Origin of the sequence: Pseudomonas sp. PDM03, assembly GCF_014852385.1 — a bacterium.
Taxonomy (GTDB): Bacteria; Pseudomonadota; Gammaproteobacteria; order Pseudomonadales; family Pseudomonadaceae; genus Aquipseudomonas; species Aquipseudomonas migulae.
In genome coordinates this window covers 192111-209654 of record NZ_JACVBM010000004.1, presented here as the reverse complement: position 1 = coordinate 209654, position 17544 = coordinate 192111, and the positions used below count along the sequence as shown (strand labels likewise).

Sequence of the window (17544 nt, the reverse complement as noted above, 5' to 3'; positions counted from 1 at the left end):
TCCATCGAGAGGACGTGATGTCCTCTCGATGTTCCCCGTACTCGTTGTTCACTCCATCCTCATACGCCATTCTCCATCGGCATAAGCGTATCGACCGTTCGTCGCTACTGTCACTTATCGCAGGTTACGACCCTTTTCTAAATCGCTTAAAACTTCAGCACGAAGTCTCCACGTCGATTTCAGGAAAGCTCCCATGACCAAGGACACCCGCAGCAACTCACTCCTCTCGCAGCTATTCGATTCGACAATAGGCCGGGAGCGGATGGAAATCCTGACGCAAGGCCAACACCTCCTCGAAGAAGACGGCTCGGTCTTGCAACTGGTGCGGATGGGGCAGCAAGGATTGATCGACACGTTCGGCTTGTCCAGCCATGAAGCCCGGCTGGTGCAAGACAAGGCCAACAGCGTGCTGGTGCACGTTGCACGGCAGTTTCGCAATCACCGATTGACCCGCCATACACCGCGCAACGCTTTGCACTACACCGGCATCAACGCGCTGGTCGATGGCCCCGATTATGAAAAACTGTTCAATCCCGCCTGGGGTGAGACCACGCCTGTGGGTAGCCTGGATGCCAACGATTCGCCGGCCGCGTACTTCGTGGAGCTGTACACCAAGGCCCTTGAGCTCGAAGCACGCACAGATGCCGATGCTTCAAAAAAACTAGCAATGAAGGACCGGCGGCCTGATCTGGCAACCCGTGTCATCGATCCGCAAATGGCTTACCAGATGACACCGACGGTGGTGTTGGTCAACGAGGTACTGGGTCAAATCATCGAAAGTCAGCCTTTTGCCCCTCCTCGGGCCAATGATGAGGTTGTTGATGACCGGCTGCTCCAGGCGCGGTATCCCATGACCACGTTGCCGTTCGAGTGGTACCGGGAGCAATGGAACCATGTGTTGCAGCAACAGGGTTTGAGCCTGGGGGATGTGGTGCGGATCGCCGATCCGAAATTCCCGTACTGGAAGGAAACAGGGGCTCACGGAGGCCGCTCGAGTATTGCCATGCGCCAGGCCAGTGGCCTGGGGCCGGCCATGCAGGCGTTACTGTTGGAAGAGCGTTACGTCATGAGTACCGTGGGGATCGAGGAGGCGAAAACCCCGCGCGTGGATTACCGCACTGGCCGTATCGACCCTGATCCGCAGGCCACCAACGACGATTTTTTCAAAGTGAATTTCGGTGCCACTTACGACGATTTGCTTGATGTGGTGAAGTTCTGTATTCAGGCCTCGATCAATTCGGACCAACTGGCCAGCCTGTTGTCGATCGAACGTTATGCCCCCCACGTTTCCCCAAACGTTATCCCGCCCCCCACAGTTGACGCGAAAACATTCGGCTCTGTGTTTATCAACGCTGAAGGCACCGGACCAGCAATCAGCGTGGCCCAACCAAAGGGCGCTCAGACAGACAGGAAACTGGAAAACGCGACCAAACGGCACTTCGACCTGATCAACCGCATGCTTCGCCTGGCTCGGCAGATCAATCTGCCGTACGACCAATGCGATCTTCTGTTGGTGGCCGCCGCCCGTGCCCAAACGCGAAAATCGGCGAACGAGCCACTGGCAAAAGCGTCAGCGTCTCCATCCTACAAAATCACCGACAGTACCCTGCGAGCCATTGGGCTCTTTCAGGATTTTCGTCGGGAGTTCAGATGCTCGGCCGAGGATTTTGCCGCGTTGATCGACGAGATGAGCGTCTGTGCTCGCGGCGAGGAGCAATCTCAGTTTGACCGTGTATTCAACAGCCAATCGTTGTTCGACACACCGCTTCGTCTCGACGGCGACAAGTTTGCCATTCACCCGCAAACCGACAGTGATCGTCGCACGGTAGACCAGATCTGCAGCGGCTTGGGCATTAACCTGGAAACCTGGCGTTATCTGGCCCGGGTGGTCGCCGAATGCTACGGCATGCGCAATGAACTGGAGCGCAGCGTTAGGGTCGTTTCAAGCTTTTATCGACTGGTCAGGCTGGCGTCTTTTTGTGGTGTGACCTCTATAGAACTGGCGGCGTTGCTGGAAACCATGAGCCCCATGGGCAGCGATTGGCTCCGCGAGTTATTGGGCCACCCCCACATTGGCAGCTATAGAACGATCGGCAGGGCCGACGTGCTGGATGTGCTGCACGCCGTTCAATCCTGCGTGAAATGGTGTCGGGAAAACAACCTTGAGGTGATCTGGCTGGTGCAGCACGTGTCGCCAGTGGAAGTGCCGACAGCGGCTTCAGAGGCCGAGTTGACGCTGTTGCAAGAGTTGCGCAAGCGTCTGGAACCGACCCGCTTGACCGAGGACGCGCTGTTGGGCGCAGGCATTCCACCCGTTCGCGCAGCCCTCGGCACGGATTGGCTGACTTTGCTGAGCGAGATCGTTGAAGAAAAGGGGCTGATCGTCAAAGGCCGTGCGGTAGACGACGCGTCGTACGAAAGCTGGGCCAAAGATGAAATCAATGGTGCGGTGGAGATGGCGGAGGTTGATGAAACTCAAGCTGAGCGAGTACGGGCGACCATTCTGGCGATCGTGCTGCAGACCCGGGCTGCGCAGAGCGCCGTCGTGCAAGAGAGTCTGGCGGTTTATCTCAATGTGGAACAGGACCAGGCCCTGGTCGTGCTGCGGTGGGTAGAGTCGGACGGTGTCTATCTGCTGCTCAATGAAACGATGCGGGTGTTGGGCGATGTGACACAAACGGAACAAACCATCGCGGTCGGCGACGATATTCTTAAAATGCTGGCCCATCTGGTTCGCCGTACTGCAGTGGTGAAAAAACTCGCATTGAGTTCCGCGATGCTGGCCACGCTGACGACCCAGGAGCATTGGCGCTGGTTCGGGCTTCGGCAAATCGAGGAACTGACCCTCGATACCTTCTACCTGTTGACCATTTACGGTCGCGCGGTCATTCACACCGAGGAGCCGGCCGAGAAGCTGCTGGCGTACTTGAAACTGGTCAATGAGCTTCCGCCCCAACTGACTCCGGAGGACATTCGGCTTATTCGTGATGGTGCTGCGAGCGCACTGGCGCAGGCCGTCAAATGGGGCATCAAGGAAGTACTGGAGTGTGCAACTTATCTCGCACCCGATCTGCCGCTGATTCGTGAGATGTCGCAGATTGACTTTGTGATCCGGGCGCGAGGCTGTGCCGCGACCACTGGCCTGGATGCGAAGGCCATTTTGGACTTGGGCATGCTGAGCCCGGAAAGCGATGTCCAGAGCTGCCGCCAGGCGGCAGAGCACGCTGTGCAGTGTTTGTCTGAATCGGCCATCCAGAGCAAAGCGCTGGAGTTTGGTGAAGTCGGACAAAGTGTGACGGGCACTACAACGGTTTCGACCAACCGACTGATCGCCAGCGCTCCCGGAGAGTACGCGCGGATAGAAGTCACGCTGCGAGACTTCCAGGGCGAGCCTCTGGCCAACATTACGGTGACCTGGGAGTGTGAGCGCTGCGGCTTGCAGGATCTGACGTCGGTAACCGATCACGCAGGGAGAGCGAGCGTGCGCTTCAAGGCGGGGAACTGGATGGGGCTGGCCAAAGTCGTTGCCCGCTATGGTTTGGGGCAGCGGGTTTATGCCGAACCTGTTTTGATTGATTGTGACGAGGATTCTATCGACTACGTAATTGCCGACACCAGTGTTCCGCCTTTCGAACCGAAACTGGCCGGGAATCTCGAATACCTTGAGCTTCAGGTAAGGCTGGATGACAAGTTTGGTAATTTTGCTGCGGATCGCCCTGTTCAGTGGGGATGTACAGGCGGAAATCTGGACCCGGTTGTGTCTTATACCGACAAGGACGGCTTTGCCCGAACCCGCTTGCGCTGTAGGGAAGCTGTGGCCGATCTCACAGCAACCGCGCGGTACGAAGGCAAGGATGTTCTGAAATTCGAAAAAATCAGTTTTGTTGATCGGCCTCGCATTGCGGTGCTGGAGGTGTTGTCACCTGCTGTGGTGGGACTGCCGCTGGAGTTGAGTTGTCTAGTGATTGGACTGGATGGCAGGCCTTTCGAGGGGGCCACGGTCACTTTCTACCAGGGTGAAACCTCGCTTGGCACCGACGACAGTGACGAGAATGGTGAAGCGACGCTCACCGTGCCATCCGTTGTTGCAGGACCGCTGACAGTGAGGGCCTCTGTAACCCACGGCAGTAAATCCCTTGAGCTCGAGGTTGCCAGCGCCGCTGTGCTGCATGGGCAATCGGCCGATTATCTCTTGCCGGTTGCAGGTTCTGACCGTCCCAGCCAATTGTGGATTGAGGTCAGGGAGGCGACGGACAACGACGCTTCGCCGATTGCCCGATATGCAATTGAGTGGACTGTTGAGTCTCCGGACGATGAACCACCTGAAAAAACAGTAGTGCTTACTAATAGCGACGGTCGCTCGACATTCCCGTTCCTTGCTGCCAAAGCAGGGCTCTATAAGGTCACGGCCCTTATGCAGGGGGGCACTGACAAGCGGGTGTTCGACCTGGAAGTGGTTGAGCCGCTGCAGTGGCTCATCAAGCTCATCGACCTGACCGACGAAACAGCTCCTGTCGAGCACATCATCGAACCGGGTGGCTTCCTTAACCTTTCGCGCAACCGCAAATACCGGCTCGAACTTGCTCCTGAGACCACGCATGACCTTACAGGTGCACGTGCTGTGTTGGGCTGGAGCGCGCCTTTCTCCGCGAAAGCCATGGGGATGACGTTTGCACCGTTGACGGGGGAGTACACCATCGTTTCGGGCGGCACCATGAGCTGGTCCATCGATTGCGCCAACTTGCGCGATGGCAGCTTCGAATTGACCTGGTTGTGCAACCGGATCGATCAGACGCTGGTGTTGAAGGGGTATCTGTCCCCCGGCGCGCCCGTGGTCCAGCATCCGCTGCCTGCTACGCAGGTGGAGCCGCGGATGGTGGTGGGTGGCACTGGCGCGAAAGGCAGCGTCGTTCAGATTTTTATCGGCAAGGGTTTGCCTTATCGGGCACAGACTCAAGTCGATGATCAAGGCCGATGGAGTGTCCAGCTATCGCAACCCCAAGCGGAGGGACCGTGCACGTTGTCCATCAAGTTACTGGCTGCCGCGGGTGCCGAGTATTGGGCGCCGGATGTCACGGTGACTGTGAAAGAGGACTACTTTGCACCTCCCCATATCCATTCGCCCTGCACCGGCGCCAAGGTTGCTGCCAACCCCGTATTTTCCGGATTCGGACGCCCTGGAGCCACAGTGACGCTGGTCAAGGGACACGAAGCCTCTTTGGTTTATGGCGATGCAGTCGTTGGCCAAAATGGAGGGTGGGAACTGCACTCCTCAAAAATGGAGGTGCCACAAAACTACTTGCTCAATGCGAATCTGTCTGTTGGTGGCGGCACATCTCCCTATTTGCCAAGTGATTATTACGTCGAGGTCGTCGCCTCTGCCACCAATAAAAAGTACCCCTGATGCTTCCCAGAGGTCATCGACCTATTGAGTTTGCATTGACGTAAGAACAGGCAAAGCGCCCTGCGGCGTAATTCACAGGCATTACGGTATCAATGGAGAGAGATAATGAAAAAGTCCGTTATCGGGGCATTGGAAGAGCGCCGTCGTGATGCGCTGGTGGATTACTATCGCGGGCATGTCGCCGACGAGATACTGGGGCTGACAACCATTGCCGATATCGAACAGTATCTGCTGATGGACACCCAGGTGACCGACAAAGTCGACACGTCACCCTTGGCGGAAGCAATTGCCTGTCTGCAGCGTTACCTGGGCAGAATCTACAACCGGATGGAGCCCGGCTACAGCAAGAAGTTCTCTGACGACGATCTGGAGTACTGGTACAAGCGCTTGTGCAATATCAGCGATTGGTCGGGCTACATGATGCTGCAGAATGACCCGCAGAATTATATTTCACCGGGTCTGCGGTTAAAAAAAACCAAGTCATTCATTGACCTTGAAAATAACCTGTCACAAGCCCGCATCACTGATGCGTCGGTGCAGACTGCGCTGTATGAGCACTTGGGCAAGTTTGAAAAAGTGTGCAACTTGCAGCTGATTTCCGGATATATCGACAGCACTGACAAACCTGCACCCGCCGAGCAGCCTGATGAACCCACTTTCAAGAACACCCACTATTACATGATCGGTCGGCAGACAGAGCAGCCTTACGCATATTACTGGCGCAAGGTTCGGGTGCACATCAATGAGGCGAACGAGGAAAAGGATTACCTCAACCCGGCAGAATGGACCGACTTGGAAGAGCTGCAGTTGCCCGCAGGTTTAGAGGTGTTGGCGGTTCGCCTGGTGGTGTTCGGTGGTCGTTTGAGCGTGGTGTACATCGAGGGTGAGCAAGCCCCGGATACGAAGGACAAGGACGGTAATGTCACCAAGCCTGGCGCGTGGACGGTAGAAGCCAGGCTTTCCTGGCTGGGATTGAACGGCATCTGGTCCACGCCGGTCAGCTTGCGCAAAGAGCAGTTCGCGATTCTGAAAAAAGAAACGATGCGTTTGGTGGCGGTCACAGTCGCAGGCCCGCGTAAAGATATTGATGACTGGCTGGCCGTCAGTTTTACCTCCCTCGACGCAGCACCGGGTGTGCAAGCCTGGCGTGATGACACCGCTCCGGGTTGGCTGTTTGCCTGTGTCGATGCTTTGTTCCAGCCACAGGCGATCAAGGTTGCGACGTTGCAGAGCTGGTCCAGTGGGCGGTTCAAGGATCAGCGTTTGTTGCAGCACAAAGTCACGCGCGATGAATACACTGCGCTGAATCGGGTCCTCACGCCGCCGACCGCTGGTGGAACCGTCGAGGGGGATCTCAGTGGCACGCTGGGGATCAGTCTTAACTTCGACAGTCGGCTGGATGCGCAGGGCGTCATTCAGAACACACTGCAGGTCCAAGGTCTATGTCAGGCATCGAGGCTCGATTTCGACTTGAAGGAAATCGTGCTGCTCTCTCAACACACATTTGACGGGGCGTTGGCTTACTTCGAAATTTCATACGCAGGCCCCCGGGCTGTTCTGTTGACATGTCATTTTCAGACAACTACTGCGATGCAAATCGAGTTGCTGTTCAACGATATGGCCGAGCAGGAAAGTGTGCTGGGTAATATCCCGGCCGAGGAGTTCACTGCGGTAGGGAAAGGGTGGTGGCGCGCAACGAAAGAGATTCAATTGTCGCAGCAAACGCTGGAGCAACTGGCGCTCAAACGGCCGGACGAAGCGTTCAGTGGCGCCGGAATGTGGATTCGCACGCCACAGGGGAAGGTCAGATTCAACGCATCGGTTAATAAAATCAGCGTCAATGCACAGCCTCAAAAATTGACCTTCGGTTTGAACCTGTTCGATGGCACAACCAAGGTCGAGGGGCGGGACTTCACGTTAGATCTGGTGAACTGGTACGCCTCTGGCTGGCTTGAATACAAATGGCCAGGGGACCCGGCCGGCAAAATACTGAGTGTGAGCTGGGGCGATGACAAGGGCGCGCGTGGACGTGACAAGTATCAGGTCACCATCAACCAGGCGCCCACAGCCAGCAGCCTGCCACTGCTCGACACGCAGGCCTCGGGTGCACAGTTTCTGGATTTGCAGGCGCTGAATTTGAGTAAACTGCGTTGGGTTCGACTCAACTCGCCGTTTGGTCCGGTGCTGAAATCGAAAGTGGCCCTGTCACTCAATGAGTTGTTTTCCTGGAAAACCCAGCACTCTGAGGAGCCTGCGCCAGTCGAGGTCGTCGGTGGTTATACTTCGGTTCCCATGGATTTCAAAAGCGCTCACGGTGTTTTCTACTGGGAGTTGTTCTTCCACCTGCCATTCCTGATTGCCCATCGTTTGTGTGAAGAGCGCAACTATCTGGAGTCCCAGCGCTGGTACCACTATCTGTTCGATCCGCAAAACAAGCGCGACGAAGCGTTGACCGAAATTGATCAGTACTGGCGCTGCCGGCCGTTGCTGGAGCCCGGCTATGCCGGTGCCGAAGCGAACAATCTGGTAGACCCGGATGCCATGGCCTATGCCTGTCCGGTCATCTATCGCAAAACCATCTTCACGAACTATGTGCGTTGCATCCTGGCCAATGCCGATGACCTTTACCGTCGCCTGACGCGCGATGATCTGGTGGCTGCGAAACTTCTCTATGAGCGGGCACTGGCGCTGCTCGGGCCCAAACCTGATGCCGCCCCCATGAGCCATTGGGTGTCGAAATCGGTCACGGACATTCTCAAGCCCCCCACATCTCGCGGGCCTTCGAAGCTGGAACTGTTTGCACAAAGGATTGAGGTCAATGTCGCGACATTGCCCGAACGGGTTGTTGGCACTCCGCAACTGGCCGGTCTTGAACTGGATGAATTCCGTCCGCCGTCAAACGAGATGCTGCTGGCTTTGTGGATGCACATTGAGCAATGCCTGAGCAACATGGCAAACAACTTGACCATCGATGGTAAGCCTATGTTCTTGCCATTGTTTGCACCACCGACCAACCCGTTGGATTTGCTACGGGCTCAGGCGGGGGGATCCTCCGGTGCGTCGCGCAGTGCCGGTGGCTGGTTGAACATCCCGCACTACCGTTTTCGCCCGATGCTGTCCTCGACACAAAATGCGGTACAGACCTTGATGCGTTTCGGTCAGCAGGTACTGCAGTTCATGGAGCAGCGTGACAGCAGGCAACTGGAGGAATTGCACCAGGTGCATGTCATGGAGTTGAGTAAATTCGCCACGGAAATTCAACAGGCGACGATTGATCAGTTGAAAGCGGCGAAAGACGGGTTGGATAAAAGTAAAGAGGTGATCGAGCAGCGGGCTACTTACTACAAGGACTTGCAAAAGGACGGGCTGATAGCTAGGGAAAAGGCAGCGGACGGCACGGCTGTCGCTAGTCGGATAACAAGTGCAGCAGCCTTTATTCCTGAGGTTGCTGCCGGGGTCGGCAGGGTTACTCAGAAGATTGGTGCGCTGGCTGGGACGATTGCTGGTTTCCCCATCATTTCTCCCACAAATGAAACAGGTGATAAGGGGGCACCTAGTTCGCACTCGGCCTCAATTCTGGCCGGTACAGGGGCTATTAGTTATGGGGTATCTGAAGGTTTACGAATTACGGCTTTCAATGATCGCCGCGAAGCTGAATGGCGATTTCAGGAGCAACAAGCCCAAGCAGAAACTGAAGTAATCGATCAGCAAATCATCGCGCAGGAATGTGCGATTCATGCTGCTGAAGTCAGTTTGCGCCAAGCCAAGAAGAGCGCCGAACAAGCCCAGGCCATTTACTCGTTCCACAAGACCCGAACCACCAACGTCGAGTTGTACCGTTGGCTGGTGAGCCAGATGGCGACTCATTACTACCAGGCCCACGACGCCGTGGTCGGCATGTGCCTGAGCACTCAGGCTTCCTGGCAGTATGAAATGGGCGATTACGACACCACCTTCGTTCGCCCCAATGTCTGGATGGACAAGCATCACGGGTTGATGGCCGGCGAGTCGATCGCCCTTGATCTGTTGCGCATGGAATCCGCCTTTCTCCACCGGCACGAACGGCGTCTGGAAATGACCAAAACCATTTCCTTGCGTCAGTTGTTCGATGCCAAGGCTGTGGAAGAGGGGAGTGACGATAACTGGGCAAAAGTCCTGAAAAAATTTGGCGACGACGGGGTGCTCGACTTTGAATTTACCCAGAAGATGTTTGACCTGGATTATCCCGGTCACTACTGCCGGCAGATCATGACTGTCGAAGTGACATTCCCGGCAGTGTTGGGCCCTTACCAGGATACCTGCGCCATTCTTACCCAACTTTCCAGCACCACGGCGGTAAAGCCGGTCGTGACTTCGCTGGACTACCTGTACGCCCCCGATGCCGCGCGTACGCCGTTGGACATCAAACTCAACCTGCGTAACAGCCAACAAATAGCCGTGTCCCATGCCATTGACGATCTCGGCGGCACTATGCAACAGGATGAACGCTACCTGCCTTTTGAAGGGACCGGCGCGGTATCGAAGTGGAGGCTTGAGTTGCCAATGGGTAAAGAGCATACGCAGCAGACACTCACTAATAGTCTGATGGACATCATCATTCGTGTTCGCTATCTGGCGTTTGCCGGTAACACGGCATACACCCAGGCAGTGATCGAGAAGCTCAAAGCCAGCCGGGTGAATGCAGGATTGCTCACATCGCAGGGCCAGGCCGTTTCATCGTCGATAAATGCTTGAACGTGGAAGTCGTTACTAACGACAACAGAGGAGAGGTCATCATGACTAATAATGAGTTGATCGAAGGAAGGAATCTGATTGAGCACGGCGGCTTCACCTCCGGGTGGCAAGCGACCTGGACTGCCGAGGGGGCGCATCTGGTGCGTGAGGACAGCGTGACGGGCAAGTCTTATCTACAACTCAACAATGGCGCGACTGCCCGTTGCAGTGTTGATCTGCCAATTCATCCCCATGAGAAGGCTATCTACTGGTTTTCGTTCAGCTATGAGGGGTTGGGCGTTAAGCCCAGCAACGTCACGATAAGAACGGCGGGCGGAGTGGTCATTTTTGACGAGTCTTTCATTAGCAGGAAACCACAAGTCAACTCAGGGGCGACAGATCCCGCACCGTTGGCTGAACTTAGACCTTATCCGCCAATAGAACTTGAGGGGCTTTCATTGACGGATAAAAAGATCGAGCTGGTGGTGACCGCCGCAACGGGAGGGACTCGTGAAGGTATCAACGTCACGGACTTCAAGTTTGATCTGCGACTGGTTCCTTTGGAGTTGAGTCAGTTGTTGCTGGATGGTCGCCAGATTCCGCTTGCCGTTTTTTCCACGTCGGCAGTGTCATAGTTTTCCAGCCCGCTTCCAGCTCAAATAGTGCGTCACCAGTTGTGCGCCTAGCGTGTTGGCGCGCGCATCTACCACCGGCACTCCATGAGCGTCCAACCGCTCATGGAGTTCGGCCCGCGCATTCAAGTAATCCACAGTCCCGCAATACGTCAGCGCTTCGTTCAACGTTTGCACCGGTGACTGGCGCAGCGTGTCGAGTACGTCTTCCCTGAGGCTGGCGACCAGCACTCGATGCTGCTTGCCCAGGCGATTGACTGCGGTGAGCAATTCTTCGTCGTCTTCGTCCCGCAGGTTGGTCACTACCACTACCAGAGACCGGCGCTTCTGCCGGGCCAGCAATTGGGTTGCAGCGGCCTGATAGTCAGCGCTGCGTTGAGTGCTGTTCAGGTCGTAGACCGTGTTGAGCAATACATTGAGCTGACCGGCACCTTTCACCGGTGCGAGATAGCGCGGTTGATCGCTGGCAAAGGTGCTCAGGCCCACCGCATCACCCTGGCGCAACGCCACGTAACTCAACAGCAGGCACGCATTCAGCGCATGATCGAAATGCGCCAGTTCGCCGTCGTGACTGCGCATGTGCCTTCCGCAATCGAGCATGAAGATAATCTGCTGATCGCGCTCGTCCTGATACTCCCGGGCAATCGGTGTGCGTTGCCGGGCGGTGGCTTTCCAGTCGATCTGGCGCAGGCTGTCGCCTTCGCGAAATTCCCGTAACTGATGAAACTCCATACCCAGGCCACGTCGTTGTCGTTGGCGTACGCCGAGCTGGCTGAGCCAGTTGTCCACCGCCAGCAGTTGGCCGCCGTAGAGGCGAGCGAAGTCGGGGTAGACGCGGGTGTGGTCGGTGACGCTCAGAAGCCGTTTGCCGGACCACAAGCCCAATGGGCTGGGCAGGTTGATTTCGCAGTGATCGAAGCTGAAGTGACCACGTTTGAGCGGGCGCAGGCGATAGCCGACCTGGCTGTGCTGACCGGGCTGAAGTTCGACTGACAGGGGGAGGTTTTCGAAGTTCAGGCCGTCGGGGACGTGGTCGAAAATCTGGATCGTCAGTGGTTGGGAAAAGTTGTGCTCAACCTCCAGTCGCACTTCGCTCCAGCGACCGAGGGCCAGGCTGCCGGGCATTTGTCGTATTATCCGGGGCGAGTGCAGGCGCGTGAGGCGCAAACCATCGAGTATTGCCAGGGCCAGTAGCGCCAGCAATAAACCCCATTGGATCGACAACAGGCTTGAGGGCAGCGCAATGTCCAGTGCGCGCAAGGTGCCCAGCACGATGCCGATGGCCAGCAGGATTGCGAGCCAGATCAGCAGCAGGCGCGAGGGTTTCATAGACGTGGCGCCGGCACTTGATCGAGCAGTTGCCGCAGCACGTGATCGACCTCCAGCCCTTCGATATCCAGCTCCGGTGCGATGCGTACGCGATGGCGCAACACCGCCAGCGCGCAGCCCTTGATGTCATCCGGAATCACGAATTCGCCGCCGCGCAACAAGGCGCGTGCTCGTGCGCAGCGCACCAGCGCAATGGACGCCCGAGGCCCGGCGCCGAGGGTCAGGCCGGGCCAACTGCGGGTGGTGCGGGCCAGGCGCACGGCGTAGTCGAGGACCTGATCGTCCAGGGGCAAATCACTGGCGATACGTTGCAAGGCCAGCACGTCCTTGGCTTGCAACACGGTGCGCAGGGGTTGCACATCGAGCATGTCGGCCCGGGTCGAACGGCTGACCTGACGCACCATGTTCAACTCTTGTTCGGCGTCGGGGTAGTCCATGCGTACCTTGAGCATGAAACGGTCGAGCTCGGCTTCCGGCAGCGGGTAAGTGCCTTCCTGTTCGATGGGGTTTTGCGTGGCGAGCACCATGAACGGTTGCGCGATGGGCAGGGCGCGGCCTTCGAGGGTGACTTGCCGTTCCTGCATGGCTTCGAGCAACGCCGCCTGGGTTTTTGCCGGGGCGCGGTTGATTTCGTCGGCGAGCAGCAAGTTGGTGAACAACGGCCCTTTGCGCAATTTGAATTGCTCGGTTTGCAGGTCGTACACCGCATGGCCGGTGACATCGCTGGGCATCAGGTCCGGGGTGAACTGAATGCGCGCAAATTCGCCACCGAAGCAGCGGGCGAGGGCGCGCACCAACAAGGTCTTGCCCAGCCCCGGCACGCCTTCGAGCAGCACATGACCGCCGGCAATCAACGCGGTGAGTACGTCATCGATCACTGTGTTCTGGCCGATCACGGCTTTTTGCAATTCAACTCTTATCGCTTGGGCCAGGTAACTGGCGCGCTGGCGTTGTTGCTCGGCATGGCTAGGCGCGCCGGGCTCGATCTGTTCACTCATAAGGCGTTCCTCAAGGTTTGCAGGTGGGCGACCTGACGGCTGAATTCAACGCTGGACAGCCGTTGCTTCGGTCGCGGGCTCATGGCCTGGCTGATAGCGCGTGTGGGTTGGCCGGTCAGGCGTGCGAGCACCAGCCATTGTTCGGCGACGCCGAGTTGATCAAAACCGGGATGACGGCGCCGCACCCGACGCAGGATGTCTTGCTGCAAGGCTTGCAGCAGACTTTCCTGGCCGCTGCGGCGCAAGATGAAATCGGCGCTGGCACGCAGGTGTTCCTGAAGTTGTCGACGGGCTCTCGGCGCCGGTTCAATCAATGGGCCGTGGCGCACGCCGACATGCCAGAGACCAAGGCCGATGAGGGCGATGAGCGCGACCAATGCCTGGGGGAAATAGCGCAGCAACAAGGTCAGCAGGCTATCGTGATCGGTGTTGAACAGCAGCGTCACCTGGGTGTCCGCGGTCAGGTACCAGAGCAGCCAGGCATTGTCGTACTGGTCGATGGCCGGGGTTTTCCACAGGTCGGCGTCGGTGACCACGATGATCGAGCCGAGCCCTTGGTTGAGCTGCATCATGTGCGTGGCCTTGCCGCTGTTGGCCCAGGCTTGCGCGAGATTGTTCGGGTCTTCGAGATGGAACGCGGTATCGAAGGTGGCGTAGGCCGGGGCGTCTTCATCCTCAAGATACAGTTTGGTCAGGTTGGGGGAAGGATCCTCACCGGTAGCGGGTGGCGGGTCCTTGAGGTCTTTGCTCAGTGACTGGTGCACCTGCACCCGGTCGAGCAGCAGGTCATTGCTTTGGCCGGTTTTTTCATCCCACAGTGATTCGGCGATGAACAACAGACGCCCACCGGCGCGGGTCCAGTTCATCACTTGGTCAATCTGCCGTGGCGTCATGTTGTACCGGTCGCCGAGCAACAACAGGCTGTGCTGGCGCGGGTCCAGCGTCGGCAGCACGTCGAGGCTGTTGGCATGGCCGACGGTCAGGCCCTGTTTGCGCAGGAAGTGTTCGGCGGCCAGATAAGGGTTGGCCTGGGCTTCGGGCGAAGGGCCGTGATCGATGTCTGCCTGATAGGGCGTTGCCTTGAAGAACAGATAAACACTCAGCGCAGCCAACAGCACGGCGATGAACACGCCGACCGCCAGCCAGAGACGCCGGTTCAATGCGCCGCTCCCGAGCCGAACAACGCCCGCCAGCCGTCACAGAGTTCCTGTTGCACCTGCGCGGGGGGCAGGCGATGCCCGTAGGCCATGTTCTGCCAGTGCCCCGTCAGTTTTTTGCTGAAAGTCAGCAGCGCGGGTTGCTGCAGGTGTTCAACGCGCGCCAGCACTTCGCCTTCGGTGTCGGCCGGTTTCAGCGCCATGTTGTAGTCGTGCAGCAAGTGACTGAGCAGGGCGCGATAAAGCAATCCGAGTGCTTCACGCGGGTTGGTTTGCCAGAGGCTTTCAGCGCTGGCGGCGATGTCGGCAGGCAGGGTTTCACGGTTGAGGTCCAGGCCGAATGCTTGCTGTGGCAGCGGCCGTGCAATTTTGCGCGGCAACCTCGGTCGGCGACTGACGAACGCCTGCAACCAGTCGCGGTAACGCCAGATCAACAAACTGATGACCCCGATCACCGTACCCCACAGCAGCACTTCAATCAGGGCGGCCAATGCACCGAAACGCTGGTTATCCAGCAACTTGAGCAGCGCCTTCAGCCACTCGGGGGCCTTGCCATCGTCCGGGGTTTCGGCGACCGGTTTGTCTTCGCCGCCAAAACGATAGCGGGTGACCGTTTCCTTGTTCTTGAACGGCGGCTGATCGAGGATCGCCTTGATGCTGTCCCGGGACGCCTGGCTGGTCAGTGGCTGGTCCAGCAGACGCGGGCTGTCCGGTGAGATCGCGGGCTCGGCGGCCCACACGGTTTGCGCCGCTGGCATCAGCAAAAAAGCCGCCAGCAGCAGAGTGACGGCGGTACTGCTCAAGCGTTGGCGCAGGCGACGGAACACCAGCTCGATATCCCAGGCCTCCAGCACCGTGCGCCGGTTCAGATAAAGGCTGAAGCCGCAGGCCACGTAAATCGGTTCCCACACTACGAGCACCAACACGTAAAACACGTTGGTCAGGTGTTCCAGCCAGCGCCAGTCTTGTGTGGCGGCTGACAGCAGCGTCTGCCAGCTCCAGTCCAATTCAACCTGTTGCGGCAGGAACAGATAAAACAGCACCATCAGGCCGACCCACAGTGCACTTTCCAGATGTACGCCGATGATTGTCAGCCAGCGCGCCGCGCCGCCGTCGCGTTGCAACAGCACCTGCAAACGCTGTTGCCGCGCTTGCCCACTCAGGCCTTCGAGTTGCACCACCGGCATCAGGAAACTGCGACTCAGACTCAAGCGTCGCCACGTCAGGCTGGCGAGCAATTGTGGCTTGAGCAGTCGCGGCCATTGGCGTAGCGCCTGTTTCAAGGTGGGCGTTTCACCGAACATGGCTTTGGACAGGATGTATAGCGGCAGGCGTTCGAACGCCGGTTTCAGCCACCAGAAAATGAAGGCGGCGAGGGACGGTGAATCCCACAGCAACAAGGAGAGCAAGGCGAAAACCGGCAAGGTCACGATGGCCCAACTGGTCATCAACAGGCGTCGGTGCCGCTGACTCAGCAGGACACCGAGGTCCATGGCTTCCCAGGTTGTTCGAGGGCGGATCACCACGGTCGCGTCACTCAGGCGCATGACGAGTCCGTCCGGCAAACAGCAGATACATTGCTACCAAAAACCACAGCGTCGCGCCGACCAGATACTTGGTCATCGGCGCCGGCCCGGTCATGGATGACCAGTAGGCTTCGATGAATGCAGCGATCAACAGAAACAGCATGACCCCGCAAATCAGTAATACGCTTTTGCGCGCCGCGACTCGCAACGCTTCGGCGCGTGGCAGGCGCCCCGGTGCGATCAATGCCCAGCCCAGTTGCAGGCCGGCGGCACCCGCCAGGGCAATGGCGCTGAGTTCGAAAGCACCGTGGCCGATCACGAACGACCAGAAGGTTTGCCCGTAGCCGATCTGCGTCAGGTGCCCGGCCACCGCGCCGATCATCAAGCCATTGAAGAACAGGAAAAACGCGCTGCCCAGGCCAAACAGCAAACCGCTGGCGAACGTCTGAAAAGCGATGCCGATGTTGTGCATGATGTAGAAGCCGAACATCACCCAGTCTTCACTGGCCGCCCGTTCCGCCGAGCGCCCCAGGTGTCCGGCGTCGGGGTCGTACATGCTTTGCATGTCGCTGACCTGTTGTGCCGGAATCAGGTTGTAGACCAGGTCCGGGAACAGATACACCAGCAGCGCGAAGCCGATCAGGCTGCCGAAAAACATCAGGCTGGCGGCCAGCACGAAGCGCCACTGTTCGCGTACCAGCCGCGGAAAATCCGCGAGGATGAAGCCGAGCACATTGGCACCCAGGCGGCTGCGATGTCGATAAAGTTGTTGATGCCCGCGCAGGACCTGTTGCTGCAACGAGTCGATCAGGAAACTGCTGTATCCACGTTCCTGAGCCAGCGCCAGGTGCTGGCAGAGCCGGCGATAGTCTTTCGCAAAACTGGCGACACGTGAGGTGTCTTTATTGCGCTCCAGCCTGTCGAGCATGAGGGAAAACTGCGCCCATTCAGCCTTGTGGCGATTCTCGAAAAGACTTTGCTTCATGCGGGACCCAACAAGCCGCGGGCGATGCCGTTGAGTTCCGCCACCGCCCGTGGCGCAGGGACGTTCAACGGTTGGGCGAGGATAGAAGCGAGTTCATTGACCCGCGCTTCGGAGAGTTCACCCTGGCGTTCGGCAAACCCGAGGATGGCGCGTTGCTCGGTCAGCGTCATGGCGAAGGCCGGACGTCGCGGTTCGGCGTCGGGCACTTGCGGTCGGGTGAGCGGCTGTTCGCGGTAGATGACCAGCGTGCCGGCGGCCACGTCGCCGAGGCGTTTGAAGCTGGGGTGCTGCAGGCAACTGATGGCGCCGAGGAAATAGCCGAACGGCAACAGGTCGACAAATCGCAGCAGGTTGCGCAACAGCGAAGCGGACCAGCCGATCGGCGTGCCGTCATCCTGCACCACCCGCAGGCCCATCCATTGCTTGCCCGGCGAGCGCCCCTGATTGAGCACTTCGAACAACACCATGTACCACCAGCTCACTGCGAACAGCAGGATCGAGCCCAGCCCTGCGCCGAGTTTCCCCAGAAACGCGAGGACGATAAACAGCAGACCCAGAATCAGCCCGCGCAGCCCGAGGTCGATGGAGAACGCCAGCGCACGGACCATCAACCCGGCCGGGCGCAGTGGCAAGTCGATGCCTTCCGGCGTTTCAACCTGATACCGCGTATCCAGTGGCGGGGACAGCGTCGCTTTCCTTTGCAGTGCTGTGGTCTCGAGCATGGGCAACCTGATGATGTGGCCTGATCGGGATTCTCTGTGCGTCCGATGCTAGCAGCCTCACGGGGGGAAACGACATAA

The 17544-nt window shown here is 58.2% G+C and carries 9 protein-coding genes; 3 read left to right on the top strand and 6 right to left on the bottom strand.

The features are described 5' to 3' along the window. The first annotated feature begins 193 nt into the window (after positions 1 to 193). From IB254_RS09430 to IB254_RS09420, 3 genes are all read left to right on the top strand, one after another. Positions 194 to 5404, top strand: a complete 5211-nt coding sequence (locus IB254_RS09430; protein WP_192417112.1) for a Tc toxin subunit A — start codon at positions 194 to 196, stop codon at positions 5402 to 5404. Between the two features lie 105 nt (positions 5405 to 5509). Continuing rightward, positions 5510 to 10138, top strand: coding sequence for a neuraminidase-like domain-containing protein (locus IB254_RS09425; RefSeq protein ID WP_192417111.1), 4629 nt, complete (start codon positions 5510 to 5512; stop codon positions 10136 to 10138). Between the two features lie 41 nt (positions 10139 to 10179). Further along, complete coding sequence (locus tag IB254_RS09420) at positions 10180 to 10752, top strand: hypothetical protein (protein WP_192417110.1); 573 nt, start codon at positions 10180 to 10182, stop codon at positions 10750 to 10752. On the opposite strand, the gene IB254_RS09415 is transcribed toward IB254_RS09420, so the two are convergent. From IB254_RS09415 to IB254_RS09390, 6 genes are read right to left on the bottom strand one after another with little or no spacing between them, the layout of a single operon-like run. After that, positions 10747 to 12078: a DUF58 domain-containing protein gene (locus tag IB254_RS09415; protein ID WP_192417109.1), complete on the bottom strand. Its 1332-nt coding sequence runs from the start codon at positions 12076 to 12078 to the stop codon at positions 10747 to 10749. The genes IB254_RS09420 and IB254_RS09415 overlap by 6 nt on opposite strands. Next, on the bottom strand, positions 12075 to 13076 hold the full coding sequence (locus IB254_RS09410; RefSeq protein WP_008041951.1) for an AAA family ATPase: 1002 nt from the start codon (positions 13074 to 13076) through the stop codon (positions 12075 to 12077). Before IB254_RS09410 ends, IB254_RS09415 begins: the two co-directional genes overlap by 4 nt. Then, positions 13073 to 14236: a DUF4350 domain-containing protein gene (locus tag IB254_RS09405; protein WP_192417108.1), complete on the bottom strand. Its 1164-nt coding sequence runs from the start codon at positions 14234 to 14236 to the stop codon at positions 13073 to 13075. Before IB254_RS09405 ends, IB254_RS09410 begins: the two co-directional genes overlap by 4 nt. Continuing rightward, on the bottom strand, positions 14233 to 15780 hold the full coding sequence (locus IB254_RS09400) for a DUF4129 domain-containing protein (RefSeq protein ID WP_192417107.1): 1548 nt from the start codon (positions 15778 to 15780) through the stop codon (positions 14233 to 14235). Before IB254_RS09400 ends, IB254_RS09405 begins: the two co-directional genes overlap by 4 nt. Then, a complete protein-coding gene (locus tag IB254_RS09395; RefSeq protein ID WP_192417106.1) occupies positions 15767 to 16744 on the bottom strand; it encodes a stage II sporulation protein M in 978 nt (325 codons plus the stop codon). Before IB254_RS09395 ends, IB254_RS09400 begins: the two co-directional genes overlap by 14 nt. Further along, entirely contained in the window at positions 16741 to 17466 is a 726-nt protein-coding gene (locus tag IB254_RS09390; RefSeq protein ID WP_192417105.1) for an RDD family protein, read from the bottom strand. Before IB254_RS09390 ends, IB254_RS09395 begins: the two co-directional genes overlap by 4 nt. Between the last annotated feature and the right edge of the window lie 78 nt (positions 17467 to 17544).

Bases quoted from the DNA above. Each gene is read 5' to 3' on its own strand.
- IB254_RS09410 (WP_008041951.1), bottom strand. From the start codon at position 13,076: ATGAGTGAACAGATCGAGCCCGGCGCGCCTAGCCATGCCGAGCAACAA.
- IB254_RS09395 (WP_192417106.1), bottom strand. From the start codon at position 16,744: ATGAAGCAAAGTCTTTTCGAGAATCGCCACAAGGCTGAATGGGCGCAG.
- IB254_RS09415 (WP_192417109.1), bottom strand. From the start codon at position 12,078: ATGAAACCCTCGCGCCTGCTGCTGATCTGGCTCGCAATCCTGCTGGCC.
- IB254_RS09400 (WP_192417107.1), bottom strand. From the start codon at position 15,780: ATGCGCCTGAGTGACGCGACCGTGGTGATCCGCCCTCGAACAACCTGG.
- IB254_RS09430 (WP_192417112.1), top strand. From the start codon at position 194: ATGACCAAGGACACCCGCAGCAACTCACTCCTCTCGCAGCTATTCGAT.
- IB254_RS09425 (WP_192417111.1), top strand. From the start codon at position 5,510: ATGAAAAAGTCCGTTATCGGGGCATTGGAAGAGCGCCGTCGTGATGCG.
- IB254_RS09420 (WP_192417110.1), top strand. From the start codon at position 10,180: ATGACTAATAATGAGTTGATCGAAGGAAGGAATCTGATTGAGCACGGC.
- IB254_RS09390 (WP_192417105.1), bottom strand. From the start codon at position 17,466: ATGCTCGAGACCACAGCACTGCAAAGGAAAGCGACGCTGTCCCCGCCA.